The sequence below is a fragment of the Streptomyces sp. NPDC006261 genome, assembly GCF_040613515.1.
In the GTDB taxonomy this organism is placed as follows: domain Bacteria; phylum Actinomycetota; class Actinomycetes; order Streptomycetales; family Streptomycetaceae; genus Streptomyces.
Genome location: NZ_JBEXSI010000020.1, coordinates 92,502 through 117,631, shown reverse-complemented (window position 1 = coordinate 117,631; position 25,130 = coordinate 92,502). Strand labels below are relative to the sequence as shown.

The following is a 25,130-nucleotide window of genomic DNA, read 5'->3' as shown; positions in this document are numbered from 1 at the left end:
GAGCCCGTGTTCGCCGCCACGGCCGAGGAGTTCACCGCGTACGCCGCCTCCCTCGGCATCCCCGAGATCACCGCGATCCCCATCTCCGCACTGGCCGGGGACAACGTGGTGGACCCCTCCGCGCACATGGACTGGTACGGCGGCCCCACCGTCCTGGAGCATCTGGAGACGGTGCCGGTCAGCCATGACCTCACCGCCTGCCACGCGCGGTTCCCCGTGCAGTACGTGATCCGGCCGCAGACCGCCGAGCACCCCGACTACCGGGGGTACGCCGGTCAGATCGCCGCCGGGGTCTTCCGGGTCGGCGAGGCCGTTGCCGTACTCCCCTCGGGGCGCACGACCACGATCACGGGCATCGACGCGCTCGGCGAGAGCGTCGACATCGCCTGGGCGCCGCAGTCGGTGACGCTCCGGCTGGCCGACGACATCGACATCTCGCGCGGCGACCTGGTCGCCCCCGCCGCCGACGTGCCGCCGGTGACCCAGGACGTCGAGGCCACCGTCTGCCATGTGGCGGACCAGCCGCTCTCGGTGGGCCAGCGGGTACTGCTGAAGCACACCACCCGAACCGTCAAGGCGATCGTCAAGGACATCCCGTCGCGGCTGACCCTGGACGACCTCTCCCAGCACCCGGCCCCCGGGCAGCTGGTCGCCAACGACATCGGCCGGGTCGTCGTGCGGACCGCCGAGCCGCTGGCGCTCGACGCGTACGCCGACTCCCGGCGTACGGGCTCGTTCCTGCTGATCGACCCTGCGGACGGTACGACGCTGAGCGCCGGCATGGCGGGCGCCGCGTTCGCCGCGGCCCCGGAGCCGGTCGTGGCCGACGACGACGCCGAATGGGACTTCTGATGGCCGACGACTTCTTCTCCACCTTCGCGAAGGAGGGCGGCCGTGTGGGCAGCGGCGCCCTCGGCAGCGGCAAGGGAGGCGTGGGGCGATGTGCGTGAGGACGTACGCGCACCGCTCGCGCGCCCACCCGCACCGCCCGTACCGTCGAAAACCTGCCGATCTCCCGGCCGCGCCCGCCTGACCACCAGCGGGACGCGAGCACCGGGCCGACGAGAGGAAAGCCTCCCGTGCCTGCTCCCCGTTCCACCGTCCGCCGCTCCACAGCCGCCGTCGCGGCCCTGCCGCTGCTCGCCCTGGTCGCGACCGCCTGCGGTTACGGCTCCGAGCGCACGGACGACGGCGCGAAGGCGGCGAACGTCTCCGCCGGAGGAAAGAAGCTCTCCGCGGACACCGTGAAGATCGGCTACTTCCCGAACCTCACGCACGCCACCGCCCTGGTCGGTATCCAGGAAGGCACCATCCAGAAGGAGCTGGGCGGCACCCAGGTCGAGTCCACGACCTTCAACGCCGGCCCCTCCGAGATCGAGGCGCTGAACGCGGGCTCGATCGACATCGGCTTCATCGGTCCCTCCCCCGCCATCAACGCCTACGTCAGGTCCCAGGGCAAGGGCCTGCGGATCGTGGCCGGTGCGGCCTCCGGCGGGGTGAACCTGGTCGTCAACCCGAAGAAGATCAAGACCCTGGACGACCTCAAGGGCAAACGGATCGCGACCCCGCAGATCGGCAACACCCAGGACGTGGCGTTCCTCAACTGGATCTCCGAGCGGGGCTGGAAGGTCGACCCGCAGAGCGGCAGGGGCGACGTCTCCGTGGTCCGCTCGGACAACAAGGTGACGCCCGACGCCTACAGGTCCGGTTCGCTGGACGGCGCCTGGGCCCCGGAGCCGACCGCGTCGAAGCTCGTCTCCGAGGGCGCGAAGGTGCTCCTGGACGAGACGGACCTGTGGCCGGACAAGAAGTTCGTGATCACGCACATCATCGTGTCGCAGAAGTTCCTCGACGCGCACCCCGACGTCGTCGAGGCCGTGGTCAAGGGTTCGGTGTCCACCAACAAGTGGATCAACGCCAACCCACAGGAGGCCAAGGCGTCCGCCAACAAGGCGCTGGAGAAGCTGAGCGGCAAGCCGCTGCCGAAGGAGATCTTCGACCCGGCGTGGGCGTCCATCCAGATCACCGACGACCCGCTGGCCACCACGCTGAAGACGCAGGCGGGCCACTCGGTGAAGGCCGGTCTGCTGGAGGACGCGAAGCTCGAGGGCATCTACGACCTGGGCCCGCTCAACAAGATCCTGAAGGCCGATGGTCAGCCTGAGGTCTCCGACGCCGGTCTCGGCGCCAAGTAGCCCTACCACCCGGCCACCAGTGCCGAAAAGCCCATCGGTTTCCCAGGATCTCCAGGAGGTGACGACCATGGCGACCACCACCCTCACCAAGGCCGAGGACCGTACGACGGTCGAGCAAGCCGCCCGTCTCTCGCACGTCTCGAAGTCCTTCGCCGGACCCACGGGGCAGCAGCTCGTCCTGGACGACATCACCCTCGATGTCGCTCCGGGGGAGTTCGTCACCCTCCTGGGAGCCTCCGGGTGCGGGAAGTCGACGCTGCTCAACCTGGTGGCCGGACTCGACCGCCCGTCCGCGGGGTCCATCGAGACCCCCGGCGGGCGGCCGGCCCTGATGTTCCAGGAGCACGCCCTCTTCCCGTGGCTGACCGCGGGCAAGAACATCGAGCTGGCCCTGCGGCTGCGCGGCGTCCCCAAGGCGGAGCGCCGCACCGAGGCCGAGCGGCTGCTCGAACTCGTCCGCCTCGGCGGCGCGTACGGCAAGCGCGTGCACGAGCTGTCCGGCGGAATGCGGCAGCGGGTCGCGATGGCCCGCGCGCTCGCCCAGGACAGCCAGCTGCTGCTGATGGACGAGCCGTTCGCGGCGCTGGACGCCATCACCCGCGATGTCCTGCACGACGAGCTGACCCGCATCTGGCGCGAGACGAACGCCTCGGTCCTCTTCGTCACGCACAACGTGCGTGAGGCCGTACGGCTCGCGCAGCGCGTCGTGCTGCTCTCGTCCCGGCCGGGCCGCATCGCCCGCGAGTGGACGGTCGACATCGAGCAGCCGCGCCGCATCGAGGACACCGCCGTGGCGGAGCTGTCCGTCGAGATCACCGAAGAACTGCGTGGGGAGATCCGCCGACATGGCCAGCACTGACATCACGTCCGACCGGAATCGGCCGGACGGGACGGCCGGACGCGTCGACGCGAAGCCCGACGACCTGGCCGGCCTGGAGGCCGGTCTCGACGCCCTGGACGCGGTGCAGATCCGCCGCACCCCGGTGCGCGAGGTCCTCCAGGGCAAGGTGCTGCCGCCCGTGGTGGCGGTGGCGCTGGTCCTCATCGTCTGGGAGCTGCTGGTCCGCGCCCAGGTCACCGAGGTCTACAAGCTGCCGCCGCCGTCCGCGGTGTGGGACAGCGCCAAGGACATGTGGCTCAAGGGCACGCTCCTGGAGGTCGTCTGGACCAGCGTCTCGCGCGGTCTGCTCGGCTTCCTCCTCGCGGTCGCCATCGGTACGCCGCTGGGGCTGGTGGTCGCCCGGGTGAGGCTGATCCGGGCCGCGATCGGGCCGATCCTGTCGGGGCTCCAGTCGCTGCCTTCGGTCGCGTGGGTGGCCCCTGCGGTCATCTGGCTCGGGCTGAACGACAGCATGATGTACACGGTGATCCTGCTGGGCGCGGTGCCCTCGATCGCCAACGGGCTGGTCTCCGGCGTCGACCAGGTGCCGCCGCTGTTCCTGCGGGCGGGCCGCACGCTGGGCGCGACCGGGATCCGGGGGACGTGGCACATCGTGCTCCCGGCCGCGCTGCCCGGCTACCTGGCGGGCCTCAAGCAGGGCTGGGCGTTCTCCTGGCGTTCGCTGATGGCCGCCGAGATCATCGCCTCATCGCCCGACCTGGGTCTGGGGCTCGGGGAGTTGCTGGAGAACGGCCGCAGCAGCTTCGATATGCCCGGGATCTTCCTCTCCATCCTGCTCATCCTGTTCGTCGGCATCGCGATCGACCTGCTGATCTTCAGTCCGCTGGAGCGGTGGGTGCTGCGCAGCCGCGGTCTCCTCGTCAAGAACTGAGCTCTCCCATGGCACCGCCCGTCCTCCTCGTCATCGCCCACGGCAGCCGTGACCCGCGGCACGCCGCGACCGTGCACGCCCTCACCGGGCGGGTGCGGGCGCGGCGGCCGGGGCTGCGCGTGGAGACGGCGTTCCTGGAGTTCAACGCCCCTTCCGTGCCCCGGGTGCTGGAGGGCCTGGCCGCGGAGGGGGCGGACGAGGTCGTCGCGCTGCCGCTCCTCCTGACCCGGGCCTTCCACGCCAAGACCGACATCCCGTCGGTGCTGCGCGAGGCCCGCGCCCGGCTGCCGCGGCTGCACATCCGGCAGGCCGGCGTGCTCGGCCCGTCCCCGCTGCTGGGCGTCACGCTGGGGCGGCGGCTGCGGGAGGCCGGGGTCCGCCCCGCCGACCTCCCCCGGACCGGGCTCGTCCTGGCCTCGGCGGGATCCTCCGACCCGGAGGCGATCGCAGTGATCGCTGAAATCGCGCGGGAGCTGCGGCACACCGGTTGGTGCGCCGTGCGGCCTGCGTTCGCCTCCGCATCACTTCCCCGCACCGAGGACGCCGTACGGGCCCTGCGCGCCGAGGGCGTGGAGCGGGTGGCGGTGGCACCGTACGTCATCGCCCCCGGCCGGCTCCCGGACCGCATCGCGGCAGGCGCCGCCGCGGCCGGGGTGGACGTGCTGGCCGATGTCCTGGGCCCGGCACCGGAGTTGGCGCAGCTGCTGCTGGACCGGTACGACGAGGCGCGGGTGCCGGTGGGGGCGTCGCTTTCGGCCTGAGGGCCCCGTAGGTCACTCCTCGGACAGACCGCCGGAGCGGGCCCGCTTGAGCTCGAAGAAGCCCTGGTGGTTGGCGAGCACCCGGAAGCTGTCGAAGAGTCCGGCCGCCTCCTCGCCGCGCGGGATCGCGTTGAGGACCGGGCCGAACCACACCGTGCCGTCCACGTGGATCGTCGGCGTGCCCACGTACGCGCCCTGCTCCTGATCCTTGCCCGCGCCGTGGCCGCGGGCGACCTCGTCGTCGTACGCCGTCGAGTGCGCGGCCTCCGCCAGTGCGGCGGGCAGGCCCGGTTCGGCGAGGGAGGCGGCGATCGCGGCGTCGAAGTCCGTCTCCTCGTGCTGGTGGGTGCGGGTGCCCAGCGCGGTGCAGAGGTCCCGCAGGACTCCGTCGCCTGGGCGGCGGCCGCGGCGACGGCGACCCGGACCGGGCCGAGCGACTTGTCGGCCAACTCGCGGTACCAGGGGGCCAGATCGTTGCCCTGGGTGTGCAGGTACAGGCTCATGGGGCGGAAACGGAGCTCGATGTCCCGGTGCTGCTCCACCTCCGGATCCAGCGGGAGGCGATCCAGGCGACCGGGCAGGCGGAGTCGAAGAAGAAGTCGACGGTGGCGCGGTGCGGGGTGGTCATGGATCCCGGCCCAGGAAGCGATGGGCGCGGGCTCCCGGGCCGATCGCGTTCCGGCGCGGTGGGCCATTCGAGGTGACCCGCCCGGCGATGCGCTGCGCACCTCGGGCCGCGTCGCGGACACCGCCGGGGAGGCGGACGCGCCGCGCGGTCTCGGGGACGCGGCTCAGACCTCGGCGAACGGGTCGTCGACGAACGGGGTCGCCTGGTGGAAGTAGAGCCGCCACCCCGCCCCGGTCAGCCGCCACAGGGAGCTGCGGTGCGAGCGCAGCCCCTTCGACTCGGTGTCGAAGGTGAGGTGCACCAGGTCCGAGCAGAGCTCCACACCCTGCATCCGGGACGCGGTCAGCGGACCGGGGCGCGGGGCGTCGTCGGCCGTGAGCGCCTCGATGATCGTCTCCCGGTTCCAGAGCCTTCCGCTGGTGCCGATCTCCCGGAACTCGGGGTGCAGCAGGGAGGCGAGGAGATCCGCGGAGGCGCGTACCACCGGGTCCAGCAGGCGGAGTTCGCCTTCGATGGCTGCGGCCACGGCGGGCGAAGGCTCAGACACGTGTCATCTCCACAAGTTTTGCCACGGTGTTCCAGTTGCGGGTGGTGGCGGTGAGGCCCGCGGTCTGCCGGGGGCGTGCCAGTGCTTCGGCCAGCTTGGAGCGGCCGAGTCCGTCCGGAGCGTACAGGTAGAGGCAGCGGTCACCGAGCTCGAAGGCCTCCGGCCGGTACGCCTGTGCGTCGAGCCCGGCGAAGCGTCCGCCCTCCACGGCCCGGTCGAAGTAGGTGACGTGGAGTTGCTTGCCCTCCAGCTCGGCGGCGGGGAAGGGGCAGGCGTCCGCGACGGCGGCGAGATAGGAGCCGCTGCGGACGATACAGCTGACGGAGAATCCGAACCGCTCGCGCAGAGCCTGCTCGAGAGCGGCGGCGAGCGCGTCCTCGTCCTCGCTGTCGCTGCGGAAGACGGCGTTGCCGCTCTGCAGGTGGGTGGCGATGCCGGTGTGCCCCAGTTCGCCGAGCACGGTGCGCAGTTCCGGCATCGGGACCCTCTTGCGGCCGCTCACATTGATCCCGCGCAGCAGCGCCGCGTACTTCGTCGTCATGGCCCCACACACTAGAGCGATCTCTCCTCCGGCGCGCAGCCGCCGCGCCCCGTGGGGGAGGGCGCGGCGGCTGCTGTGCGCGAGCGGGCCGGGCGGGGGCGGTGGGGCGCCACCGTCCGGCGGCGGCTCCTACTCGACGATCTTGAGGAGCTTGTTCGCCGTCCCCTCGGTCGCGTTGGAGATGGCGTCCGGGGTGGCTCCCTCGGTGAGCGCCGTGGCGACCTGCTCCGGGGTGGCGTCCTGGTGGCCCGCCAGGTAGACGGCGGCCGCGCCGACGACGTGCGGGGTGGACATGGACGTACCGGAGATGGTGTTGGTGCCGGTGTCGCTGTCGTTCCAGGTGGACGTGATGTCCGAGCCGGGGGCGTAGATGTCCACGACGGGGCCGAAGTTGGAGAACGAGGACTGCTCGTCGGCCTCCGTGGACGAGGCGACGGTGATCGCCTCGGGGACGCGGGATGGCGAACCCTGGCCGGCGTCGCTGGACTCGTTGCCTGCGGCGACACCGAAGGTGATGCCGGCGGCGATGGCCTTCTGGACGGCCGCGTCGAGAGCCGGGTCGGCGCCGCCGCCGAGGCTCATGTTGGCGACGGACGGGCCGGACGCGTTGGCGGCGACCCAGTCGATGCCGGCGATGACCTGCTCGGTGGTGCCCGAGCCGTTGTCGTCCAGGACGCGGACGCCGACGATCTTGGCCTTCTTGGCGACGCCGTGCGCGGCCCCGGCGATGGTGCCCGCCACGTGGGTGCCGTGCCCGTTGCCGTCGTCGGCGTCGTCGTCGTTGTCCACGGCGTCGAAGCCCGAGGTGGCGCGGCCCTCGAAGTCCTCGTGGGTGACCCGGACACCGGTGTCGATGACGTACGCGGTGACGCCCTCGCCCGCGGCGTCGGGGTAGGTGTAGGCGTTGTCGCCCGCGGTCTCGGCCTGGTCCACACGGTCCAGACCCCACGACGGCGGGTTCTCCTGGGTGGCGTTGATGCTGAACTTCTTGTTCTGCACCACCTTGGCCACGGACGGGTCGGCGGCGAGGCGCTTGGCCTCGGTCTCCGAGAGTCCACTGGCGGAGAAGCCGTTGATGCTGGAGGAGTAGTTGCGCTGGAGCTTGCCGCCGTACTCCTTGGCGAGCTTCGACTTGTCCGCCTTCTCGCCCAGCATGACGATGTAGCTGCCGGAGACGGCGGTCTCGGCGTCCGCGCCGTAGACCGTGCCCATGGGGGCCGGCGAGGCTCCGGCGAACGAGGTTCCGAACAGGGTGACTCCGGCTGCGGCTGCCACGGCTGTGATCGCGGCGGTCAGCTTGGTCCGGCGGGTGGTGCGCTGGTGCTTGGCCATGAAGAGGGGTCTCCTCGTCAATCTCTGTGGGGGGATTGACCTCCGGCCGGAAGATCTCCGGGGGTTGGCTCGAAACCCTGACCGATTGACGAGCACAGATCAAGACTCCCTTGCAGCTGTGACTTACTCAACAAGGTTTCGTAATAAGAAATAGGCCATGGCGGGTCACGCCGGGCAGCGGTCGTCAACATCCGTGCAGCAAAGCCGTGTCGGCGGGGTGCGAGAAGGCGCCGAGCACGGAAGAACTCCAGCTCAGAGGTGTCATCGGGCCGTTCGCACCACCGTGCACCGCACCCGCGTGCGCCCGGCTCCGGCACCGCCGGGAGGACGGGGGTATGCGTGAAGACATGTGAACGTGCGTGAAGAAGTGGGCGAGAGGAGTGAAGTCCCCTGCCTGAGATGTGGAGCCACCCGGGGGGTGCGTGCAGATGCAACGACCACCGGCACCGCAGAGACGGACGCCCCCGCCCCGCACGACCGCGCTGTACGGCGGGGCGGGCGGGGCGAGAACGTCCGGATATCATTCCGGCCGATCCGCTCAGAGCGACAGCTCGGCCTCGATGAGGTCGGCCGCCCGGGGCGTACCGCCCTCCTTCGCCATCCGCTCGCGCAGCCGGGCGGACCGCTCGGCCACCTCCGGGTCGCCGACCAGGGCGAACACGGCGGCGCGCAGCGTGGCGGCGTCGGCCTCCTCCATGGGTACGTGCCGGGCCACCCCGAGCGCCTGGAGCATGTCGGCGTTGCCGAACTGGTCGACGGCCTGCGGCACGGCCACCATCGGCGTCCCTGTGGCGAGCCCCTCCTGGCTGCCGCCCGCCCCGGCGTGCGTGATGAAGGCGTCGGCCTGCTTCAGCACCGCCAACTGCGGTACCCAGGCGTGCACTTCCACATTCGCCGGTACGTCACCGAGCTCGGCCGGGTCGACATGCGCGCCGATCTGGAGCACCACGTGCCAGCCGGGCAGATCGCCGAAGGCCGCGACGCACTCCCGGTAGAAGGCGGGCTGCTTGGTGAACGAGGAGCCGAGCGAGACCAGCAGGACTTTCTCGGCCCCGGCCGGCCTCTCCCACTCCCCCTGGTCGGCCCGGTCGCCCTGGCAGGCGCCGACAAAGGTGTACCTCGCGCGGTTCACCCGGTCCGCGTTGGGCTGGAGCGCTTCGGGGATCAGGACGATGGCGCGGCGCGGGCGGGCCACGAAGTCGTCGCTGGAGACGTGGCCGAGGCCGTTGTCGGCGAGCCAGTTCGCGAAGCGGGCGTAGTAGGCCTTCCCGCGCTCGGTCTGTTTCAGCTCGGCGGTCATGGGCTCGCCCACCTCCTCCTCGTACCCCTCCCAGGGCACCGGATTGGGCCAGAGGGAGACGGCGGGGATGCCCCAGCGATGAGCGAGGACGCGGGCGGGATAGGAGGTGATGTCGTGCAGGACGAGGTCGGGCTCGTCGCCCTCGAAGGCGGCGGTGAGCTGCGGGAGGGCCTGGATGGCATCGGCGAGGAAGGGTTCGATGTTGTCGATCAGCTCGGTGCCCCAGGCCTCGGGGTCGTCGTCCGTCGGCAGGGTCGAGGTGTAGATCACCGGCTCCGCACCGGCGGCCGCGACCTGGTCTGCGAACGAGGCGGGGATGGCGTAACTGACGCGGTACCCGCGGCTGGCGAGCTCCCGGATGACGTCGAGGCTCGGGTTCACATGTCCGTGGGCGGCGATGGAGAACATGGCGATGTGGGCGCGCGGGGGTTCCGTCATGCTCTCCACAGTAAGCGAGACGAGACGTCTCGTCCATTTGCTTGTCAGGGCGCCCTGTCAGCGCTGGTAGCGGGCCAGGACCCGGCTGCCGTCGTCGACAAGCCGCTTGCGCAGCTCATCGGTGCCGATCGCGCCGCTGTAGTACTCCTGGAGCGCCGGGGTCGCCACCTTGTCCTTCCACTCGGGATAGCCCCGTACGGTCTGCGCGGGCGCCGGGCGCAGATACCGCGCCAGCGCGGTCCCGGTGGCCCAGCCGTGCTCGGCGGTGTGCAGGGAGGGGTGGGCGAGGGCGGTGGTTCCGGTGGGGAGCATCCAGTCGCCCCGGGCCAGGCGCACCACGTTCGGCGGCCGAAGCAGGAAGTCGATGAAGGCGACGGCCTCCTCCTTGTGCGGGCTCTCCTCGGCGACGGAGAGGGTCTGCGGGCTCACCCCCTGGGCAATCCCTCCGCTGCCCGCCGGGGCAGGCAGAACCATCCACTCGAAGTCTTCGGGTGCCTGCTCGACGACCTGCTGGCGGTAGGCGAAGCCGAGCGGCAGCATGGCGTACCGGCCGCCGAAGAAGCCGGGCAGGGCGTCCGAGCCGCTCATCCCGAGCGCCGTACGGGCCGCGCTGCGGTCGGTGTTGACCTGGTCGTGGATGGTGCCGGTCACCACCTTGTCGCCCTCCCCGAAGCGGAGCTCGACCTTGCCGTCCGGCTCGCGGTGGAAGAGCCGCCCGCCGCCGGAGAGGCCCAGGTTGAGGGTGACGGAGACGGGTTCCTTGAGCGGCCAGGCGACCCCGTAACGGCCCTTGCCGGTCAGCTCCTTGGAGACATCGCGGAACTCGGCCCAGCTCCAGGGCTGCTCCGGCGTCGGGATCCGTGCCCCCGACGCCTTGAGGATCTTGCTGTTGGCGATGAGAACGCGGGGTTCCTGGAGGAAGGGGACTCCGTGGATCCCGCCGTCGAAGGTGGTGGTGCGCCAGGACCGCTCGGGGATGTCGGCCTTCAGCCGGTCCGGGAGGAGGGTGCGCAGGTCGGCGAGGTAGCCGCCGTACGCGAAGTCGGCGAGGTCGTCGGAGGCGTCGTGGATGATGTCGGGCGCCTCGCCGCCCTCGAAGGAGGTGAGCAGCTGGTCGTGGACGTTGTCCCAGCTGCCCTGAACGTAGTCCACCTGTACGCCGGGGTGGGCGGCGTTCCACTCCCTCACCAGCTGCTTGCTGGCGTCGACGGACTCCTTCTGCCAGGCCAGCGACTGGAACCTGAGGCGGATGGTGCCGTCGGCGTCCCTGCCGTCATCGGTGCTCGAACAGCCGGTGAGCAGCAGGGCGAGGGCGGTGGCGGCGACTGCGGCGCGCCGGGTCAGGGTGCGGCGCATCAGCCCCTCACCGCCCCGGCCGTCGTCCCGCCGGTGATCCGCCGCTGGATGAAGGCGAAGAGGACGAGGGAGGGCAGCGTGGCGAGGAACGCGGCGGCGGCCAGCGGACCGAGATCGGCCACACCCTCCGCGCCGAGGAAGTGGGTGAGGACGACCGGCAAGGTCTGCTTCTCCGGGGTCTTGAGCAGGACGAGCGCGAAGAAGAACTCGTTCCATGCGGTGATGAACGCGAAGAGGGCGGTGGCGACGATTCCGGGGGCGAGCAGCGGCGCGACGACCGAGACGAGGGTCCGTACGCGGCCCGCACCGTCGACGGCGGCGGCCTCCTCCAGCTCGGTCGGCACGGCCCGGACGTACCCGGCGAGCATCCACAGCGCGAAGGGCAGCGACCAGACGACGTAGACCAGGATCAGTCCCCGGAGGGTGTTGATCAGATGCAGGTTCTTCAGTACCAGGAAGAGCGGAATGATCACCAGTACGAACGGGAACGCCTGGCTGACCACGACCCAGCCGGTCGCGGCGGTGGCGAGGCGGCCCCGGTGGCGGGCCATCACGTAGGCCATCGGCGTGGCGATGACGACGGCGATCAGGGCGGCGGAGACGGCGGTGATCAGCGAGTTGGCCGCGGCCTGGAGCAGCGGCTGCTCGTCGAAGGCCTGGCGGAAGTTGTCCAGGGTGGGCTGCTCGGGGATCCAGGCGGGGTGGAGCGAGCCCAGTTCGCGGGCGGGCTTGAAGGCGGTGGAGAGCAGCCAGAGGAACGGGAAGGCCAGAAACACCAGGTACGCCAGGAGCGCGAGGTACTGGCCGGCGCGGGCGGTCCTGCTGGTGGGAAGACTCATCGCGGCCCGCCTCCCTTGAGGATCCTCATCGCTCCTCGCCTCCCTTGATCCGGCCGACGAGGTAGCAGGCGAGGATCACGGAGATCACCGCGACCATCACGCACCCCATGGCGGCGGCGTAGCCGAACTGTCCGTACCGGAAGGCTTCCTCGTACGCGAAGAGCATCGGCAGCCGGGTCCGCCCGCCGGGCCCGCCGCTGGTCAGCACATAGACGAGGGCGAAGGAGTTGAAGTTCCAGATGAAGTTGAGGCGTGTCGTCGCAGGGGTCGAGCTACCTGCACTTCGGTTACGTGCTGTGGCTGTGACTAGGCATTTCCTGGCCCATGGTTGGACACCTGCGTCCACGTGAAGACATCTACGCCCATGATCGTCTCCCACTTGTTTCCCAGTTTCCCGCCGGAAATGGGAAACAGCAGACCGGGGCCGAACCGCAGAGCGCCCTTGGAGGCGGCTGGAGCGGTCCGGCCCCGGCGTCTGTTCAACGAGGGCCCCTACCGCCGAGCACGGTTCGTGGGGCACTCGTCCAGGTGGGTACCCGCCACGCGGCGACGGGTATGGGGGACCGCCCGCCAGTCGCCACAGGGGGTACTGCGGCTGACCGGACTGCTCCCCCACGGCCAGCGGGAACCTGAACCCCGCTGACCGAGATCATCGATTGCAACTGCCTCTGGCATAGTCCTGAGCTTCAAGGTCATCTGGATATATCCAGATCAGGGCGTTGTTCATAAGTTCGGACCTCACGTCGTGATGATCAGTTACGCCAGGGATCCGAATGCCAGAAGCGGCGCACCGGCGCATCGCCGCTGACATCCGCCGCCGCATCCGAGCTGGCGAGTGGACCGTCGGCGAGCCGCTGCCATCCCGCCGCGAGATGGCCAGCCGCTACCACGTTCACGAGCAGACGATCCGCCTCACCTACGACCTGCTCCGCAGGAGTGGTGTCCTCGACGGAGAGTCCCGGAAGCGCGTCACGGTGGCGCATCCTCCTGCTGTGCGCACTCTCACCAACGCCGACCTGCCGTGGCCGTACAGCAGCGAGACGACCGACACCCGGCCGCGGCCCGCGACCGAGGAGCTTGCCGCCCGGCTGGGGGTCCGCCCTGGGGTGATGCTGCACCACGAGACGGTGGAGTGCCTGGACCCGGGCGGGCATTCCGCGATGATCGTGTCGTCGTGGTGGCGTGGCCCGCGCAGGCCGCACAGCAGCCACGTCGTCGAGGTGGGGACGGCCCCGCTGACCACGGAGCAGGCTCACGCCCTGGGGCTGCTGGTGGACATGACGGCGTTTCGTCTGGTGCGGACGCGTCTCGACGAGGGCGGCGCTCCGGTGGAGACTGCTGATCTCGTCCTCCCCGTGGATCGATGGCTGATCAGGCTGCGCAGCCGGTGACATGCTCCGGCTACTGACTCTGGGGTAAGCCAGCACTGACGAGCCTTGCTCACATTTGACCAAAAAACTAGCACCAGATGGAAACTATTGCACTGACCATCCGTCAGTGTCACCGCGCGTATAACCGCAGCCCAGAGGCCAGGTTGCCCTTACCTGGCGGTGCGGAGTCTGGCCGCCTGGAGCGGTGTCAGGGTGGCCGGATACGGGCGGCACTCCTCGGCGCCCACCGGGTGGGCGTGACCGTCCGGGCGGGCCCCCGACATCGAGTCCGACCGGTCCAGGACCACCGGCTCCCCCACGATCGGCTTGTCGCAGCGGGCGCAGATCACGACGTCTCCCGCTGCTCGCAAGCCGTCGCGTCCGGGCACTGGCGGGGGAACCACGAGTACGCCGCACCGTCCGCCGGCTTCACCCGCTGCTCTCCCAGGTCGACGCCCAGCCCGATGCCAAGCGCGCCGCAGCACCAGACGCACGCCCAGCCGCGCTGCTGCGCCTCCGTCAGGGTGGTGATGGGTGGTAAAGCTCTGGTGGTCATGGCTCGCCCCTCCTTGATCGGCTTGGTGTAGCGACCGTAAGGGCGGCAACGACGAACGAGGGGCAGGAATCCTGCCCCTCGCTTATGGGTTCGATCAGGCGGCCAGGAGCCCCAGCTGCTCAGCCAGAACAGCGGCCCGATGCCTGCGGGCCGGGACTCGCGACTCGGCCTCCTCCAGGACGATGCGGCGGGCGTACCCGTTGTACCGGATCGTCTCCGGGGCGGCCTGGTGGGCCCGTTCCAGGGTGGCGAGGGCGGCCTCCTGCTGCCCGTCCAGCTGGTATGCGCGGGCCTCCTCGATCCTGTGCCGGGCGAGCCTGGGCCGGGACGGGATTGCGGTGGCGTCCGCAGCGACCGCCTGACGGACGGACTCCCCGCCGGCCCGGAGCTCGACGGCGATGGTGACGGCGTGGGCGCCCATGATGGCCCGGGAGAACGATGTCACCGGGTGATAGTAGGAGGTTGGCAGTCGGGCCGCTGTGGCTTGCGCCTTGTCCCACCACCCCCAGGCCGTGCCGTTCTCGCCGCGGCGGGCTGCCGTGTAGCCGGCTTCGAATTGCAGGGCCCCGGTGATCGCGGCGGTGCGGTCTTCGGCGCCGTCGAGTTGGGGTTCCAGGAAGGCGAGGGCTTCGCGGGTCATGTCATCGGCGGCGTCGAAGTGGGCTGGCCCGGTATCGCGATGCGCTTGTGCGGCGAGCCAGGCGGCGACGCCGATGGCGTGCGGGTCCTCCGACTCCTGGGCGGCGACCATGCCGCGTTCGGCGACCCGCCACAGGAGGGCACTGTCGGGCTGGTACGCGATGAAGAACTGGGAAAGGCTGTACACCTCGGAGAGGGCAGCTTGTGCCGCCCGCCGGTCTGTGGCGGTGTCGGCTTGGCGGACGGCGAGTTGAGCGTCGCGGATCAGGTCGGGCAGCAGTTCGCCGATGACCTCCCGGTGATTAGGGGCCTGGTGCCGTGCCGTCCATGCCTTCGCGAGCCGGGCTGCGAGGTGTGCCGGCGACGGGGCCTGCCTGTCGTTGGCGCCGAGGGTGAGGGTGTTGACCGCTGCCCGGACGGCGGGGAGCCGGTGGTGGCCGGGGCCGATGAACAGGTCGACGGGCGCTGTTTGGTCGCCGGTGAGGTCGGCGAGGTCCCGTACTCGGAGGAGTTCGGCGATGCGGAGTACGACGGGCAGCTTGGGCATGCCGATCTCGCCGCGTTCTAGCTGCTTTACCCAGGAGGGGGACATGCCGAGGAGCCCGGCGGCGGTGGGTCGGCTCATGCCGCGGCGGGTGCGGAGGATCTGCATGCGTTGACCGAATCCGAGGGGGTCGGGGTGTGGGGTGGGGGTAGCATCGTTTGGCATGGCCTTGCCCCTTCTCTGTCCAGCTCGTCACTGCACAGGGTAGGGGGCAAGGCCTTTGTCGTGGGCCTGTTGTCACTGCCCGCCCGTAAACTGAGCGCATGCCGACTCCTCCTGCCCAGCTGCCGCGTGCCCGTTCGCTGTCGGCTGTGAACGAGGAGATTCGGACGCTGCTGTCGGCGGGTGGTCTGTTGTCGCCGGAGGGTCGCCGCCGGTATGAGGAGCTGTTGGTGGAGTGGGCTGCGGTGGTGCGCGGCGACGTGGCCGAAGCGGCATGATCGGCTTCGCGGTGCTGCGGAAGTGATGGCCTGACCTGCGTTTACCTGGGATCCCGGGAAAACTTTGCGTGGGTCCGCAAAGTTTCCGACGCACGAACGCCCGCCCTCACGTGGAGGGCGGGCGTAAGGCTGGACGTCTCCGGGGCCTCTGTCCCGTTCGGTGGACGTCCCCCTGTTGGGGCACCTTGCGGGTGGGTCTGGCAGCAAACCCGGCCTGGTTCCGGCAGACGCGGCCCGCCCGGCTATGAGCCGACAGGTTCTCGGGTGCCACGGTTTCCCGGTAGCAGACGAGCGGGCCGTGACCAGCATGGCAGACGGCCCGCTGTCAGACCTCTCGTTTAGGCTTCCGGCCGTGGCGAATCCGAGTGAGAACCTGATCAACCTGTGTCGTGCTGCTGTCGAGGCGCACCGTGAGGCGACGGCTGTGCCGTACACGCCGGAGGGCTGGGCGCCGTGGCTGGAGGCGTCGGCCGTGTTCCAGGCGGCGGTGACCGAGGAAGCCGAGGATGGCAACCGGTACGAGCTGGAGAAGGCGGCGAAGAAGGCCGTGCTGCACCCGGAGCCGGACGGCGAGTAGCGCCCGGCTGCTACAGCTCGGTGACGACGAGGTAGTCCCAGAATGGGCGCGCGGCCGGGTTGTCGACGCTGCCGTTCGATAGGCCGAAGTGCCCGCCCCGGTGCATGTCGTCGGGGATCGGCCCGGTGGTCCACCCCGGATGACCCAGGCGCCGGACCTCCACGGTGCCCGGGGTGACGTCGATCTCGAACGTCATCGGCTCGCCCGCCTTCGGGGCGGCGGTGTGTACGTCGCCCGCGCCGATCGCGCGGCCAGCGGCCATGCCGGGGGCGTGCCGGTAGAGGCGCATGAGCCCGCTCTGCCGCATGGCCAGGTGGTAGCCGCCTGTCGTGCCGGGGACCCCGTGCTGGTAGGTGTCGGCGATGCCCCGGCCGAAGTAGAGGCCACTGTGTGCGGCGAGGTGCGGGCCAATGCTGTGGAAGCCCATGTCGACCTGGATGCGGTATCCGCCCGGCCCCGAGGTGATAGCCCCGAGTCCGTGGCTCCCCGTCTCGCCGGTGAGGGAGATGCGCCCGTACTCGTCGGCGACGACGTCGCTGCTGTCGAGCGCGTCGCCCCAGCCCGCCATCAGGCACCGGCGGCCGTCCGTGAAGGGCTCCCCGTCGCCTATGCCGAGCTCCCGTTCCAGGCGGGCGATGCGGGCCGGGTCGGGCTGCGGGGTAGCTGATGCCGTCCGCCATGGCCGTAGAGACTTGGGCACGCTGCCCCCTTCCGTCGGTGGCGTCTGGGTTCTCATCATCCCCGAGCGGGGTGGTGCTGGTGCGGCGTCCGTAGAAGCAGCCCCGCCCCCGTCCGGTTCCACTCGGGCGGGGGCGGGTTCAGAAGCAACACCCTGTTTCGCGGGCCCTGTGAGCCCTGGGGGTTGGTCTGACAAGCGTACCGACGGGCGCTGACAACCCGTGCTCGATCAGCCCCGGCGTGGCGGCCGGTACTCCCCCCGCGACAGCTGGACGAGCACTTCGTTCGGGCGCGGCTGGTACGGCGGGAGCGTCCCGCCGCGAGCGGGGACCGGGACGCCGAGGCGGCGAAGGGTGGCGGCCAGCAGGCGGCGGATCATCGGCCTACCGCCCACCGCAGGAGCTGTGCGGTCACGCTGCCCCCAGCGACGATGAGCGCCGCCGTCTCGAAACCCGCCGCCACGAAGGCCACCGTCCAGACCAGGGCGACAACCGCCAGGACAGACGGCAGGTCCCGCTCCACCGCGAGCTTGATCGCCTGGAAGGCGCGGGCGTTCTGCCGCCAGTAGGTGCGGCCAGCGCGGGCGAGTACGTTCACGGTGTCCTCCTCGGGGTGCCCCCGTCGACGGGGGAGGCGACGGGGGCACCACCAGTGTGGCAGGGCAGGTGGGGGCGGGGTGGGCGATACGCTGACACGGCGACGCCCCGGCTGCTTTCCTCAGCCGGGGCGTCGCGCTGTGTGGGCTACTGCTCGGTGGCGGGCGCCTGTCGGTGCGTCGGCCAACCTGATGCTGCGTGCATTCGCTCGCTGTCGATATCGATGAGTCCAAGTTCCAGCAGGTGGAGGAGGGCTTCGCGGACCGCGTTGTCGACGATGTCAGCGAGGGGCCGGTTCCGAGCGTAGGCGCCGTCGGGTCCGAGGGCCCATCCGGTGGCGGCACTCCCGGCGATCCGGTCCAGACGGTAGAAGTCGCTGTTCGGGCTCGTGTCGATCGGGATACGGGGCCAGGGGTCGAAGGTACGCGCCGGGAGCGGGGGCTTCGTGTCGCTCATGGTCGTGGTCCTCACTGCTCGATGGCGGCGTTCGCGACGGCGCGGACGATGCTGACACGGAAGCCGCCGCCGCTGACGATGCCCTGTCGCTCGGCCTCGTCGCATAGGGCCAGAACGTTCCCGATCCGGGCCTCGGCCGTCGCGAGCTGCTTCTGAATGGCCCGCAGGTCATCCAGAGTGATGCCGGTGCGAACGCCGCTGCCGTAGATGTTGCTCGTCGCCTCGGCGACCAGCCAGCCGCCGTCGGTGTCGGCGTGTGCGGCGAGCGTGTGAGCCAGCCGCTCAGCGAGGGTTGTCGGCTCGGGGCCGAGCTGCTCGATCGTCTCCTGGCGGATGCGGTTCATGGACGAAGCCATGGTCAGTTCTCCTTGTGGTGTCGGTTGACGTGGTTGTTGATGCTGGACGGGGCCCCGGCGTACCCGCACCCCCGGGGGCAGAGTTCCCAGCCGCCCCGGTCGAGGGCGGCTTCCCGGATGGTCTCGCGGTTGCCGGGGGCGAACCCGGTGTCGGAGAGAAGCTGAGCTACGGACGCGTCGTGGTGCACGGCCATGTACGCCGCTTCGGCGATCTTGTCGTGGCCCTGGGCGAAGAACTTCCCGAGCCCGATCTCCTTGCCACACCCGCACCAGCAGAAGCCGGTAGGGAGAAGGCGGGGCTTGTCGTTGCTTGGCATGAACCCAAGATAGCAAGTCAAGGCTTACAGTCAAGACTCACGACGAAAGAAAGCTCGGACGGGACTAGACTCGAACACATGTACGACCTACCGCCCGACCTGGACCGCCTCCGCACACTGCGGACCTGGCACACCATGTGGGTCCAGCGCATCGACGAGGCGATCAAGCAGGCCGAGGAGCAGCAGAAGGTCGAGGAGCTCAAAGCCCAGCGGAAAGCCGCCGCTGCACCCGACTGGGTCGTCGAACTCGACCGTGCCACCAGCAGCCCCTACGCCGACGTCCACATCGGCGGATGCCACATGATCGGGAAACGGTCCAAAGCCATCACCCGAGAACAAGCCGCCCAGCTCATCAACCAAGGCATCACACCCTGCACCCACTGCCGACCCGACACCGAACTCGGCATCCTCGGGTAGCAGCCACCACACCCCCGGCGCACCCTGGAACCATGGCCGCGCCCATCGTCATCCACCGCCCCTCCCCCACCGGCGGCCGGCGAGTCACCATCCGAGGGCGGATCGCCGGCCTCGCACACACCGACGGGGACGTCGTCGAATTCCTGCGCCGGGCCGGACTCCCCGACGCTGCCGACCTCCTCGACCAGGCCGACTGGGTCGAATGGCGGGGCGGAAGTGCGCACCACTACGAAGCGGCGTGACCGGCGGCAGGGCAGAGCAGGGGGAGTGTTCAGCCGAACCCGTGCGACGGTGAAGGCATGGACAATCCGAAGCAGCGATACCCGCTATCCGTAGCCAACAGGCTGCGCCCCCACCCCTGCCCCGACTGCCGCAAGACCAGTCAGCCCGAGATCCTCGACACGCCAGACTTCACCGCCGCCGACCTCGACCCGGACGTGCTCGTCGTCTGGATCTGCCCGGACAACCTCTGCAACCAGCACGACGGCTTCTTCATCGAGACCCGCTAGCCGAGCCGGCGCCGCCGCTCCTGCGGGGATTCAGGAGCGGCAGCCGACCACTGTCAGACCCGGCAGCGAAGATGTCCTCATGCCGATCACCATGCAGAGTTACGCCCTCACCTGGACCGATACCAACGGAACCCGCCGCGCGTCCAGGGTCTCCTACGACAAGCCCAGCGCCGAGCACCGGAAGGCCGAGCTCGAAGCCGGCGGCGCCACCGACGTCACCGTCGTGCCGATCCGGCCCGGAGAACTCCCCCAGCCCTGAACGCGGGCAGCCGCGAAGCCTCCCGTGGGGAGCCGGGAGGAGCGGCAGGCCCCGCCTGGAACGGGGGGTGACACAGGCGGGGCCTGAAACGAGGCCCTCAACCTGGCGGGAATCCGGCGCCGCGAGAGCAACGATGCACCCGAATCGGCCACAGGGGTAGAGGTGTGACCGGAAACGGTTGCTCAGCTCTTCGCGCGGATGAGTGAACAGTAGGGCGTCACCTGCGCTTCACTTCGTCCAGGCGTACACCTTCTCGCCGCCGATCATCGGTGCCCCCTCTGGACCTTTGACGTGAGGGGCAATCCAGACAGGGCGGTGCACCTGTCGCTTCGGATGCCAGTGGTTGCGCCAGTGGCCGCGCACAATCCACTGGTGGTGAAACTCGCGCGATCCATCACCTGGGCCGCTCTGCTGCGGACGCCTGAGCTCGATTACGCGGACGGCAGCAGGCTCCCGTCCTGTGCGTCGCAGGCGCTTGCGGGTAGCCCGATCCGCCTCGATGTCAGAGATCTTGGCCAGGGGTTGCTGCATCAGCAGCCACATAGCTCTGATGGTCCGGGTGAATCGCTCATCTTCCTCCGAGGCTTCCACCGGGTCGTGCCCGAAGTGGATCAGCGCCTCAGCCGACATGGGCGAGAGGCGGCCCACTAGGCTCCGATGCGCCGCAACTTGCTCTGTCGTCGCACTTCCTGCGGCAAGCATTTCCGCGAGCATCACTTCCGTGTCGCAGTAGAAGTTGAGCCGCACGCCGCTGCCCATAGACCACCACTCGACCGCGGCGATGGATCGCAGGCTGCCAGCCGGAGTGTGCGTCCCTGGAGCGATGTACGCAAACCCGAACTGGGATGGCACATCCTCGGGCAGCAGAGTGAACGGTGGCAGCGACTCCGCTGCCGCCTTGGCGAGCTCGTACATCTCCTCGGCGACGAAGAAGAGTTCGTCGCAGAGCAGCCCCAGGACTTCCTTCTCTTGCAGCTCCCCTGGAGTCACGTGCTGGTCAAGGCGACGACTCAGCGCAGGTGCACGGCCCTCGTAGAACCACGCCATTTCAGGCTTGGCGAGCACCGTCGCCAACTCAGCTCGCAGTTCCGGCAGGTCAACGGGGCGGATGCTCATGCGCGTGCCCCCTTCTCTAGGTGGCGGTAGATGGTGGGCCTGCTGACGCCGAACTCGTCGGCGATCTGTTGCACGGTGTACTTCCGCTTCCCGTCCGAGCCGAGCTCGTCGTACATCTCCTGCGCGAGCTTGATCTGGCGGGCCTTGAGCTTCGGCTTCTGCCCGCCGGTCCGGCCACGGGCTCGCGCGGCGGCAAGGCCGTCCATCGTGCGCTGCGACATGAGGGAGTGCTCGAACTCCGCTACCGCCCCAAGGATCTGGAAGAACATGCGGCCCACCGGCGTGGAGGTGTCGATGCCCTGATCAAGGACCGTGAGGCCGACGCCCCCTTCGTCCAGCCGACGGGACAGGGCAAGCAAGTCCTCCAGGGAGCGCCCCAGGCGGTCGAGCTTGGTGATGACGAACTGGTCGCCTTCACGCACCACCATCAACGCCTGGTCCAGGCCGGGGCGCTTGGCGAGCTTCCCCGTGATCCTGTCGACGAAGACCTTCTCGCATCCAGCCGCCTTGAGGGCGTCCTCTTGGGCCTCCGGGTTCTGTTCGCGCGTGGAGACTCGCGCGTATCCGATTCTCATGACCTCAGTGTACTTAAAGGGGGTTGAGCGTTACATAGGTGCGTACACGGGAAGTGGACGTATTTTGCCTACGCCAGGGCTGATCGCCGCGACCTGTACGTAGACGTTCGTTTCTCGACACTGCGATGACGTGCTCCTGGCACGACGAAGGGCCCCGCTCCGAGAGAAGCAGGGCCCGCGATACGGCATGTTATCGAGAGTCGTGGCGGCCAAGAGGCCGCGCTTCGCAAGACGTGGCGCGCTACCTCGCTCGTGCTGTCACCCCACCGCGCTACCGTCTTCTCATGACGACCGCCACGCGCACGACCGTCGACTGGGTTCGCCTCACGCTCGGCGGCGCGGAGATTCCCCTATCCCCTTCGCCGGGTATTGAGCTGCGGCTGATCTTGGACTCGGTCGCGGACAGCCTCAGCTTCGATCTGCTCACTCCACCCGGCCCGCCAGAAGTTCGGGTGGCGGTCGACCTGATTCCCGCCGACGGGAGCGCGGTCGCCCAGTGCGAGTCATGGGCAGCGCGCGTCGCCACACACCTCGGGGCAAACGCTGCACCCCTGGGGGACCTCAAGGAGTTCTCACTGGAGGCGGCCATCAGCGGAGGGGAGCACCCCTACAGCCGACTGGTAGTACCGCACCTCACACTCACTCCAGGGCCTCCGCCCTTCCTGGACAAAGAGGAATCTCTGCCTGGCGTCCGCGTCTTCACCGCGAAGGCCCACACTGGCAGCGATGGCAGCAAGTACCAGCTGTATCGCGCCTGACCCGCCGGAGGCGACACTGCGCCCCGCCCTCGGATGAGAGCGGGGCGCAAGCGCGTCTACCTCTCCCCCGCCGTTTGGTCACAACTCCGTCACCACCGGAACATGTGGCACCACAGGTTGTGCAGGGGTCGTTACGGTCAGGCCCTCATGAACCACCTCTGGGGGACACCTTGAACACCCGCACACTCTCTGTCGCGCTCGCATGTATCGCCACGGCAGCCCTCGTTGGCTGCGACCCGGCAGCCACAGAACCCGCACCGGACGCCCCGGCCGCGACTGAACCGGCGACCAAGACCCCCTCCCCCTCGGCCACCGAGGAGGAGCCGGCGGAGAAGAAGGCGGTGCCGAACTTTGTCGGTATGGGCCTCCAGTCCGCGCAGGACACGGCGCAGGCCGAGGGCTTCTTCGTTCTCACGTCTCATGACAGTGCCGGGCGGGGCCGGGCGCAGGCCTTCGACAGGAACTGGAAGGTGTGCTCGCAGAACATGGCGGCGGGCAAGACCGTCCCTGTCGACACCAAGCTGGACTTCGGGACGGTGAAGCTGGAGGAGGACTGCCCCGCCCGCGATGCGGAGGAGCCTGAGGCGGTGGGCGGGAAGATGCCGGACTTCGTTGGGAAGTCCGTGAAGGTGGCCCGTGATGCGCTCGACTCCGGCACGTCGATCACCGTCACCGACGCGGCCCAGGGCCGCATGGTGTTGCTGGAGTCCAACTGGCAGGTGTGCACCCAGAAGCCCGCCGCCGGGGCTGCGCTGAACGGGCAGCCGGTCGAGTTCACCGCGGTGAAGTTCGAGGAAGGCTGCCCGTAGCCGGATCGTGGCGGGGCCTCGTCAGAGCTGGGTGATGGCGAGGTTCCGCCAGAACGGCCGTACTGCGGTGTCGGTGATGCTGCCGTTGCTGAGCCCCAAGTAGCCGCCGCGGTGTGTGGTGTCGGCGATGGGCCCGGTGGTCCAGGCGGCGTTCCCGAGCCGGCGGGCTTCGATCGTCGTCGGAGTGACGTCGACCTGGATGGTCATGGACTGGCCGGCCACTACGGCTTCCGTCGCGATGTCTCCGCCCCCGAGGGCTACACCGCCTGTCTGGGTGGTGAGGTGCCGGTAGAGGCGTAGCACCCCGTTCTGGCGGAGGATGAGGTGGTATCCAGCGGTGGCGTTGAGGGTGGAGAACTCGTAGACATCGTCGGACGCCTTCCCGAGGTAGAGGCCTCCGTGGACGGCGAGGTCCCCGCTGAGCTGGTCGTACTTGATTTCGATCTGGATGCGGTACCCGCCTGCCCCGGGGGCGATGGGGCAGTACCGGCCGAGACCGTAGGTGCCGCGGGATCGGTTGATGGAGACCCAGCCGTCGGTTTCGGAGAATTTGAGGGCGGCGGCTTCGGTGTAGTCCGACATGGGTGTGCCGCCGGATTCCTTGACTTGCTGGTCCCACCTGGATGCGGTGGCTTGTGCGGTGGTGCCGCGCACGTACACGGGGTCGGACGACATGAGGCCGACGACTCCGTCAGCTTCGAGGGCGGCCCGCTGGGAGCGCCGGTACACCGGCCACGAGAAGACCGGCTTCCCGCCCGGCCGCTGGACAATCTCCTTGCGGCGGGCGGACGACATGGACGTGGAGACCCCCCAGTAGTCCACCAGGCTGTCTTTGCCGTCGAGGACTGCGTTGCTCGAACCGTCATCGACATAGCACCAGGTGCGGTACCCCTGCTGCTTCGGCCACACGAAGGACGTGCCGACGTGGGCTTTCCAGATCACGGAGGCCGGGGCGTGCGGGTACGACGTGGCCAGCAAGGTCTGGAGGGGCACGACAGCATCGTTTCCCTTGGGCTCGACGAAGAGGACGACGCGGCCGAGGTATTTGTCGAGCATGGTCCGGAGCGGCGCCATCGGCTGGTCGGTCCAGCCTTGGCCGTGTAGCACCCTGCCGTTCGTGAGGACCCGGTTCGCGATCCCGGTCGACGGATACGTGTTGAGCGCCCCGGTGCTGTACGTCGTCCGGTCCAGGCTGAGGTCGTGCAGGCACCACAACTGGCCTTCGCTGTCGACGTTGACGCTGAGCTCCATGGCCTGGATGCCGTGCGAGATCGCGTAGTCGTAGGAGACCTCGGTGTGCTCCGGGCAGACCATGCCGGCGCCGCGGTGGCCGAACACCTTCGTGCCCGCCTGGGCCATGAACGTGTCGACGGTGAGGATCGCCTTGGGGAGGTAGAGGCCGGCTGCGGCCGAGGCGGCGGTGGACACGGCGGCGCTCTGGGCGGTACCTGCCTTCGTCGCCGCGTCCGCAGCGGCCGTGGCGATTGCGGTGTCCCGTGCGGTGTTCGCCTTCGTGGTGGCGTCCGCCGTTGCGGTGTTGATGGCTGCGACCTGGGCTGCTGTGGCGGCGCCGGCTGGGTCGTAGGCGGTGTCCGCTCGGGCGACTTCGGCGGTGAGGGCCTGGCCGAGCTGTTCGTCGGTGTAGTCGTTGGCTGCGGTGATGTCGCCGGGTGGGCCGACGAGGCTCGCGAGGAAGTCGTCTTCGTCACCGTCGTTGCCTGCGCGCCGCCATGCGTCGTAGGCGGATTCTCCTGGTACGGCGAGGTACTGGGCGAGGTCGGGGGCGAGCTGCTGAACAGCTCCGAGGTCGACTTCTTCGGCGTCGGCGTCGAGGGCGAAGTAGAAGTGGCGGGGTTGGGTGCCGTTCACGGATTCGATGCCGAGCCACGCCCACACCGCGGGATTGGCGCCGGCGACGTTGGTGGGGAGGAGGCGTATCTGCTCGCCCTCGCCGTCAACGAGCTGCCCGCCGGCGAACTGGTAGGTGCCGCCGCCGGTGAACACCCCGTCCTGGCCGGGGATGCGGATCGCGGGGACGGTCGGCATCAGCTGCAAGGTGCCCTCGCCGGGGCCGCCGCCGGCTGGGGAGGTGATGCTGTAGCGGACGGGCACGGACGGGACGTCCTCGGGGAACGGCATTAGTGCTCCTTGTGGCGCTGGGCGCGGATCACCATGACCGTGCGCTGGATGAACAGTGCGGCGATGGCCAGTACGACGAGGGTGCGGACGACGCGAAGGGGCCACAGTTCGGGCCAGGCGGTGATGGCGACGGTGTAGGCGCTGAGCGCGGTAACGGCGACCCCGAACGCCATCAGGTGCCTGCCCGTCTCGGACTTCCACCAGGGGGCGAGGAGGTGGTAGGCGGCTATGAACACCAGGCCCGCACCGACCATGACGGCTGAGGTGATGACGTTCAGGAGTCGGTCCCAGGTGCCCATCACTGGCCACC

General features: G+C 69.6%; 31 protein-coding genes and 3 pseudogenes. 14 read left to right on the top strand and 20 right to left on the bottom strand.

All coding sequences use genetic code 11. The features are described 5' to 3' along the window. The 5 genes and pseudogenes from ABZ154_RS15905 to ABZ154_RS15885 all read left to right on the top strand — a co-directional run. A pseudogene (locus ABZ154_RS15905) lies at window positions 1-852 on the top strand (hypothetical protein); the annotation flags it as partial. Between the two features lie 227 nt (window positions 853-1,079). After that, on the top strand, window positions 1,080-2,195 hold the full coding sequence (locus ABZ154_RS15900) for an aliphatic sulfonate ABC transporter substrate-binding protein (RefSeq protein WP_356832918.1): 1,116 nt from the start codon (window positions 1,080-1,082) through the stop codon (window positions 2,193-2,195). A 67-nt stretch (window positions 2,196-2,262) separates the two neighbouring features. Next, the gene (locus tag ABZ154_RS15895; protein ID WP_356832916.1) at window positions 2,263-3,054 is read left to right on the top strand and encodes an ABC transporter ATP-binding protein; all 792 of its coding nucleotides are present in this window, start codon (window positions 2,263-2,265) and stop codon (window positions 3,052-3,054) included. Then, the gene (locus tag ABZ154_RS15890) at window positions 3,041-3,967 is read left to right on the top strand and encodes an ABC transporter permease (RefSeq protein ID WP_356832914.1); all 927 of its coding nucleotides are present in this window, start codon (window positions 3,041-3,043) and stop codon (window positions 3,965-3,967) included. Before ABZ154_RS15895 ends, ABZ154_RS15890 begins: the two co-directional genes overlap by 14 nt. A gap of 8 nt (window positions 3,968-3,975) precedes the next feature. Beyond that, entirely contained in the window at window positions 3,976-4,728 is a 753-nt protein-coding gene (locus ABZ154_RS15885) for a sirohydrochlorin chelatase (protein ID WP_356832913.1), read from the top strand. Window positions 4,729-4,740: 12 nt separating this feature from the next. On the opposite strand, the pseudogene ABZ154_RS15880 reads toward ABZ154_RS15885, so the two are convergent. The 8 genes and pseudogenes from ABZ154_RS15880 to ABZ154_RS15845 form a co-directional block, all read right to left on the bottom strand. Then, window positions 4,741-5,356: pseudogene (locus ABZ154_RS15880) on the bottom strand (DsbA family protein). A gap of 163 nt (window positions 5,357-5,519) precedes the next feature. After that, window positions 5,520-5,903: a nuclear transport factor 2 family protein gene (locus tag ABZ154_RS15875; RefSeq protein ID WP_356832911.1), complete on the bottom strand. Its 384-nt coding sequence runs from the start codon at window positions 5,901-5,903 to the stop codon at window positions 5,520-5,522. Next, the gene (locus ABZ154_RS15870) at window positions 5,896-6,444 is read right to left on the bottom strand and encodes a DUF1697 domain-containing protein (RefSeq protein WP_356832909.1); all 549 of its coding nucleotides are present in this window, start codon (window positions 6,442-6,444) and stop codon (window positions 5,896-5,898) included. The genes ABZ154_RS15875 and ABZ154_RS15870 overlap by 8 nt, the downstream gene beginning before the upstream one ends. 129 nt (window positions 6,445-6,573) lie before the next feature. Continuing rightward, window positions 6,574-7,776: a S8 family peptidase gene (locus ABZ154_RS15865; RefSeq protein WP_356832907.1), complete on the bottom strand. Its 1,203-nt coding sequence runs from the start codon at window positions 7,774-7,776 to the stop codon at window positions 6,574-6,576. Window positions 7,777-8,314: 538 nt separating this feature from the next. Next, window positions 8,315-9,514 carry a macrolide-inactivating glycosyltransferase gene (gene mgt / locus ABZ154_RS15860; RefSeq protein ID WP_356832905.1) on the bottom strand — a complete coding sequence of 400 codons (1,200 nt, stop codon included), beginning with the start codon at window positions 9,512-9,514 and terminating at the stop codon, window positions 8,315-8,317. A 57-nt stretch (window positions 9,515-9,571) separates the two neighbouring features. After that, entirely contained in the window at window positions 9,572-10,870 is a 1,299-nt protein-coding gene (locus ABZ154_RS15855; RefSeq protein WP_356832903.1) for a sugar ABC transporter substrate-binding protein, read from the bottom strand. Beyond that, entirely contained in the window at window positions 10,870-11,709 is an 840-nt protein-coding gene (locus ABZ154_RS15850; protein ID WP_356832901.1) for a carbohydrate ABC transporter permease, read from the bottom strand. Before ABZ154_RS15850 ends, ABZ154_RS15855 begins: the two co-directional genes overlap by 1 nt. Before the next feature lie 25 nt (window positions 11,710-11,734). After that, window positions 11,735-11,959, bottom strand: a pseudogene (locus tag ABZ154_RS15845) (sugar ABC transporter permease); the annotation flags it as partial. Between the two features lie 523 nt (window positions 11,960-12,482). On the opposite strand from ABZ154_RS15845, the gene ABZ154_RS15840 reads away from it, so the two are divergent. Further along, a complete protein-coding gene (locus ABZ154_RS15840; RefSeq protein ID WP_356832899.1) occupies window positions 12,483-13,100 on the top strand; it encodes a GntR family transcriptional regulator in 618 nt (205 codons plus the stop codon). 149 nt (window positions 13,101-13,249) lie between these two features. Here the strand turns inward: ABZ154_RS15840 and ABZ154_RS15835 are convergent, their stop codons facing one another. From ABZ154_RS15835 to ABZ154_RS15825, 3 genes are all read right to left on the bottom strand, one after another. Next, a complete protein-coding gene (locus ABZ154_RS15835) occupies window positions 13,250-13,429 on the bottom strand; it encodes a hypothetical protein (protein ID WP_356832897.1) in 180 nt (59 codons plus the stop codon). Next, entirely contained in the window at window positions 13,426-13,635 is a 210-nt protein-coding gene (locus tag ABZ154_RS15830) for a hypothetical protein (protein ID WP_356832895.1), read from the bottom strand. Before ABZ154_RS15830 ends, ABZ154_RS15835 begins: the two co-directional genes overlap by 4 nt. A gap of 94 nt (window positions 13,636-13,729) precedes the next feature. Further along, window positions 13,730-14,983: a helix-turn-helix transcriptional regulator gene (locus ABZ154_RS15825; RefSeq protein WP_356832893.1), complete on the bottom strand. Its 1,254-nt coding sequence runs from the start codon at window positions 14,981-14,983 to the stop codon at window positions 13,730-13,732. A gap of 98 nt (window positions 14,984-15,081) precedes the next feature. Between ABZ154_RS15825 and ABZ154_RS15820 the strand changes: the two genes are divergently transcribed. Both ABZ154_RS15820 and ABZ154_RS15815 read left to right on the top strand, forming a co-directional pair. Beyond that, complete coding sequence (locus tag ABZ154_RS15820) at window positions 15,082-15,258, top strand: hypothetical protein (protein WP_356832891.1); 177 nt, start codon at window positions 15,082-15,084, stop codon at window positions 15,256-15,258. Window positions 15,259-15,610: 352 nt separating this feature from the next. Beyond that, a complete protein-coding gene (locus ABZ154_RS15815; protein WP_356832889.1) occupies window positions 15,611-15,835 on the top strand; it encodes a hypothetical protein in 225 nt (74 codons plus the stop codon). A 10-nt stretch (window positions 15,836-15,845) separates the two neighbouring features. Here the strand turns inward: ABZ154_RS15815 and ABZ154_RS15810 are convergent, their stop codons facing one another. The 5 genes from ABZ154_RS15810 to ABZ154_RS15790 form a co-directional block, all read right to left on the bottom strand. After that, window positions 15,846-16,535 carry a hypothetical protein gene (locus tag ABZ154_RS15810; protein ID WP_356832887.1) on the bottom strand — a complete coding sequence of 230 codons (690 nt, stop codon included), beginning with the start codon at window positions 16,533-16,535 and terminating at the stop codon, window positions 15,846-15,848. Window positions 16,536-16,888: 353 nt separating this feature from the next. Beyond that, window positions 16,889-17,110: a hypothetical protein gene (locus tag ABZ154_RS15805; RefSeq protein ID WP_356832885.1), complete on the bottom strand. Its 222-nt coding sequence runs from the start codon at window positions 17,108-17,110 to the stop codon at window positions 16,889-16,891. 146 nt (window positions 17,111-17,256) lie between these two features. Beyond that, window positions 17,257-17,565 (bottom strand): hypothetical protein, encoded by a 309-nt coding sequence (locus ABZ154_RS15800; protein WP_356832883.1) that lies wholly within the window; start codon window positions 17,563-17,565, stop codon window positions 17,257-17,259. Window positions 17,566-17,576: 11 nt separating this feature from the next. Next, complete coding sequence (locus ABZ154_RS15795; protein WP_356832881.1) at window positions 17,577-17,921, bottom strand: hypothetical protein; 345 nt, start codon at window positions 17,919-17,921, stop codon at window positions 17,577-17,579. A 2-nt stretch (window positions 17,922-17,923) separates the two neighbouring features. Further along, window positions 17,924-18,238, bottom strand: coding sequence for a hypothetical protein (locus tag ABZ154_RS15790; RefSeq protein ID WP_356832879.1), 315 nt, complete (start codon window positions 18,236-18,238; stop codon window positions 17,924-17,926). A 78-nt stretch (window positions 18,239-18,316) separates the two neighbouring features. Here ABZ154_RS15790 and ABZ154_RS15785 point away from each other — a divergent pair, with 78 nt between their 5' ends. The 4 genes from ABZ154_RS15785 (at window position 18,317) to ABZ154_RS15770 (ending at window position 19,423) form a co-directional block, all read left to right on the top strand. Beyond that, window positions 18,317-18,655, top strand: a complete 339-nt coding sequence (locus tag ABZ154_RS15785) for a DUF6233 domain-containing protein (protein ID WP_356832877.1) — start codon at window positions 18,317-18,319, stop codon at window positions 18,653-18,655. A 32-nt stretch (window positions 18,656-18,687) separates the two neighbouring features. Then, the gene (locus ABZ154_RS15780; protein WP_356832875.1) at window positions 18,688-18,897 is read left to right on the top strand and encodes a hypothetical protein; all 210 of its coding nucleotides are present in this window, start codon (window positions 18,688-18,690) and stop codon (window positions 18,895-18,897) included. Window positions 18,898-18,954: 57 nt separating this feature from the next. Continuing rightward, on the top strand, window positions 18,955-19,164 hold the full coding sequence (locus ABZ154_RS15775) for a hypothetical protein (protein WP_356832873.1): 210 nt from the start codon (window positions 18,955-18,957) through the stop codon (window positions 19,162-19,164). Between the two features lie 79 nt (window positions 19,165-19,243). Then, window positions 19,244-19,423: a hypothetical protein gene (locus ABZ154_RS15770; protein ID WP_356832871.1), complete on the top strand. Its 180-nt coding sequence runs from the start codon at window positions 19,244-19,246 to the stop codon at window positions 19,421-19,423. 228 nt (window positions 19,424-19,651) lie between these two features. On the opposite strand, the gene ABZ154_RS15765 is transcribed toward ABZ154_RS15770, so the two are convergent. Further along, window positions 19,652-20,539, bottom strand: coding sequence for a hypothetical protein (locus ABZ154_RS15765; RefSeq protein ID WP_356832869.1), 888 nt, complete (start codon window positions 20,537-20,539; stop codon window positions 19,652-19,654). Next, entirely contained in the window at window positions 20,536-21,114 is a 579-nt protein-coding gene (locus ABZ154_RS15760) for a recombinase family protein (RefSeq protein WP_356832867.1), read from the bottom strand. The genes ABZ154_RS15765 and ABZ154_RS15760 overlap by 4 nt, the downstream gene beginning before the upstream one ends. 284 nt (window positions 21,115-21,398) lie before the next feature. Here ABZ154_RS15760 and ABZ154_RS15755 point away from each other — a divergent pair, with 284 nt between their 5' ends. Together ABZ154_RS15755 and ABZ154_RS15750 are read left to right on the top strand one after the other, a co-directional pair. Further along, complete coding sequence (locus ABZ154_RS15755) at window positions 21,399-21,872, top strand: hypothetical protein (protein ID WP_356832865.1); 474 nt, start codon at window positions 21,399-21,401, stop codon at window positions 21,870-21,872. 170 nt (window positions 21,873-22,042) lie between these two features. Beyond that, a complete protein-coding gene (locus ABZ154_RS15750; protein ID WP_356832863.1) occupies window positions 22,043-22,681 on the top strand; it encodes a PASTA domain-containing protein in 639 nt (212 codons plus the stop codon). A gap of 21 nt (window positions 22,682-22,702) precedes the next feature. Here the strand turns inward: ABZ154_RS15750 and ABZ154_RS15745 are convergent, their stop codons facing one another. Beyond that, a complete protein-coding gene (locus tag ABZ154_RS15745) occupies window positions 22,703-24,820 on the bottom strand; it encodes a glycerophosphodiester phosphodiesterase (RefSeq protein ID WP_356832861.1) in 2,118 nt (705 codons plus the stop codon). Continuing rightward, entirely contained in the window at window positions 24,820-25,119 is a 300-nt protein-coding gene (locus tag ABZ154_RS15740) for a hypothetical protein (RefSeq protein ID WP_356832859.1), read from the bottom strand. The genes ABZ154_RS15745 and ABZ154_RS15740 overlap by 1 nt, the downstream gene beginning before the upstream one ends. Window positions 25,120-25,130: the final 11 nt, after the last annotated feature.

Bases quoted from the DNA above. Each gene is read 5' to 3' on its own strand.
- ABZ154_RS15795 (WP_356832881.1), bottom strand. From the start codon at position 17,921: ATGGCTTCGTCCATGAACCGCATCCGCCAGGAGACGATCGAGCAGCTC.
- ABZ154_RS15790 (WP_356832879.1), bottom strand. From the start codon at position 18,238: ATGCCAAGCAACGACAAGCCCCGCCTTCTCCCTACCGGCTTCTGCTGG.
- ABZ154_RS15765 (WP_356832869.1), bottom strand. From the start codon at position 20,539: ATGAGCATCCGCCCCGTTGACCTGCCGGAACTGCGAGCTGAGTTGGCG.
- mgt (WP_356832905.1), bottom strand. From the start codon at position 9,514: ATGACGGAACCCCCGCGCGCCCACATCGCCATGTTCTCCATCGCCGCC.
- ABZ154_RS15745 (WP_356832861.1), bottom strand. From the start codon at position 24,820: ATGCCGTTCCCCGAGGACGTCCCGTCCGTGCCCGTCCGCTACAGCATC.
- ABZ154_RS15780 (WP_356832875.1), top strand. From the start codon at position 18,688: ATGGCCGCGCCCATCGTCATCCACCGCCCCTCCCCCACCGGCGGCCGG.
- ABZ154_RS15840 (WP_356832899.1), top strand. From the start codon at position 12,483: ATGCCAGAAGCGGCGCACCGGCGCATCGCCGCTGACATCCGCCGCCGC.
- ABZ154_RS15890 (WP_356832914.1), top strand. From the start codon at position 3,041: ATGGCCAGCACTGACATCACGTCCGACCGGAATCGGCCGGACGGGACG.
- ABZ154_RS15755 (WP_356832865.1), top strand. From the start codon at position 21,399: ATGACGACCGCCACGCGCACGACCGTCGACTGGGTTCGCCTCACGCTC.
- ABZ154_RS15785 (WP_356832877.1), top strand. From the start codon at position 18,317: ATGTACGACCTACCGCCCGACCTGGACCGCCTCCGCACACTGCGGACC.
- ABZ154_RS15760 (WP_356832867.1), bottom strand. From the start codon at position 21,114: ATGAGAATCGGATACGCGCGAGTCTCCACGCGCGAACAGAACCCGGAG.
- ABZ154_RS15830 (WP_356832895.1), bottom strand. From the start codon at position 13,635: ATGACCACCAGAGCTTTACCACCCATCACCACCCTGACGGAGGCGCAG.
- ABZ154_RS15770 (WP_356832871.1), top strand. From the start codon at position 19,244: ATGCCGATCACCATGCAGAGTTACGCCCTCACCTGGACCGATACCAAC.
- ABZ154_RS15820 (WP_356832891.1), top strand. From the start codon at position 15,082: ATGCCGACTCCTCCTGCCCAGCTGCCGCGTGCCCGTTCGCTGTCGGCT.
- ABZ154_RS15855 (WP_356832903.1), bottom strand. From the start codon at position 10,870: ATGCGCCGCACCCTGACCCGGCGCGCCGCAGTCGCCGCCACCGCCCTC.
- ABZ154_RS15850 (WP_356832901.1), bottom strand. From the start codon at position 11,709: ATGAGTCTTCCCACCAGCAGGACCGCCCGCGCCGGCCAGTACCTCGCG.
- ABZ154_RS15885 (WP_356832913.1), top strand. From the start codon at position 3,976: ATGGCACCGCCCGTCCTCCTCGTCATCGCCCACGGCAGCCGTGACCCG.
- ABZ154_RS15865 (WP_356832907.1), bottom strand. From the start codon at position 7,776: ATGGCCAAGCACCAGCGCACCACCCGCCGGACCAAGCTGACCGCCGCG.
- ABZ154_RS15870 (WP_356832909.1), bottom strand. From the start codon at position 6,444: ATGACGACGAAGTACGCGGCGCTGCTGCGCGGGATCAATGTGAGCGGC.
- ABZ154_RS15800 (WP_356832883.1), bottom strand. From the start codon at position 17,565: ATGAGCGACACGAAGCCCCCGCTCCCGGCGCGTACCTTCGACCCCTGG.
- ABZ154_RS15740 (WP_356832859.1), bottom strand. From the start codon at position 25,119: ATGGGCACCTGGGACCGACTCCTGAACGTCATCACCTCAGCCGTCATG.
- ABZ154_RS15825 (WP_356832893.1), bottom strand. From the start codon at position 14,983: ATGCCAAACGATGCTACCCCCACCCCACACCCCGACCCCCTCGGATTC.
- ABZ154_RS15775 (WP_356832873.1), top strand. From the start codon at position 18,955: ATGGACAATCCGAAGCAGCGATACCCGCTATCCGTAGCCAACAGGCTG.
- ABZ154_RS15895 (WP_356832916.1), top strand. From the start codon at position 2,263: ATGGCGACCACCACCCTCACCAAGGCCGAGGACCGTACGACGGTCGAG.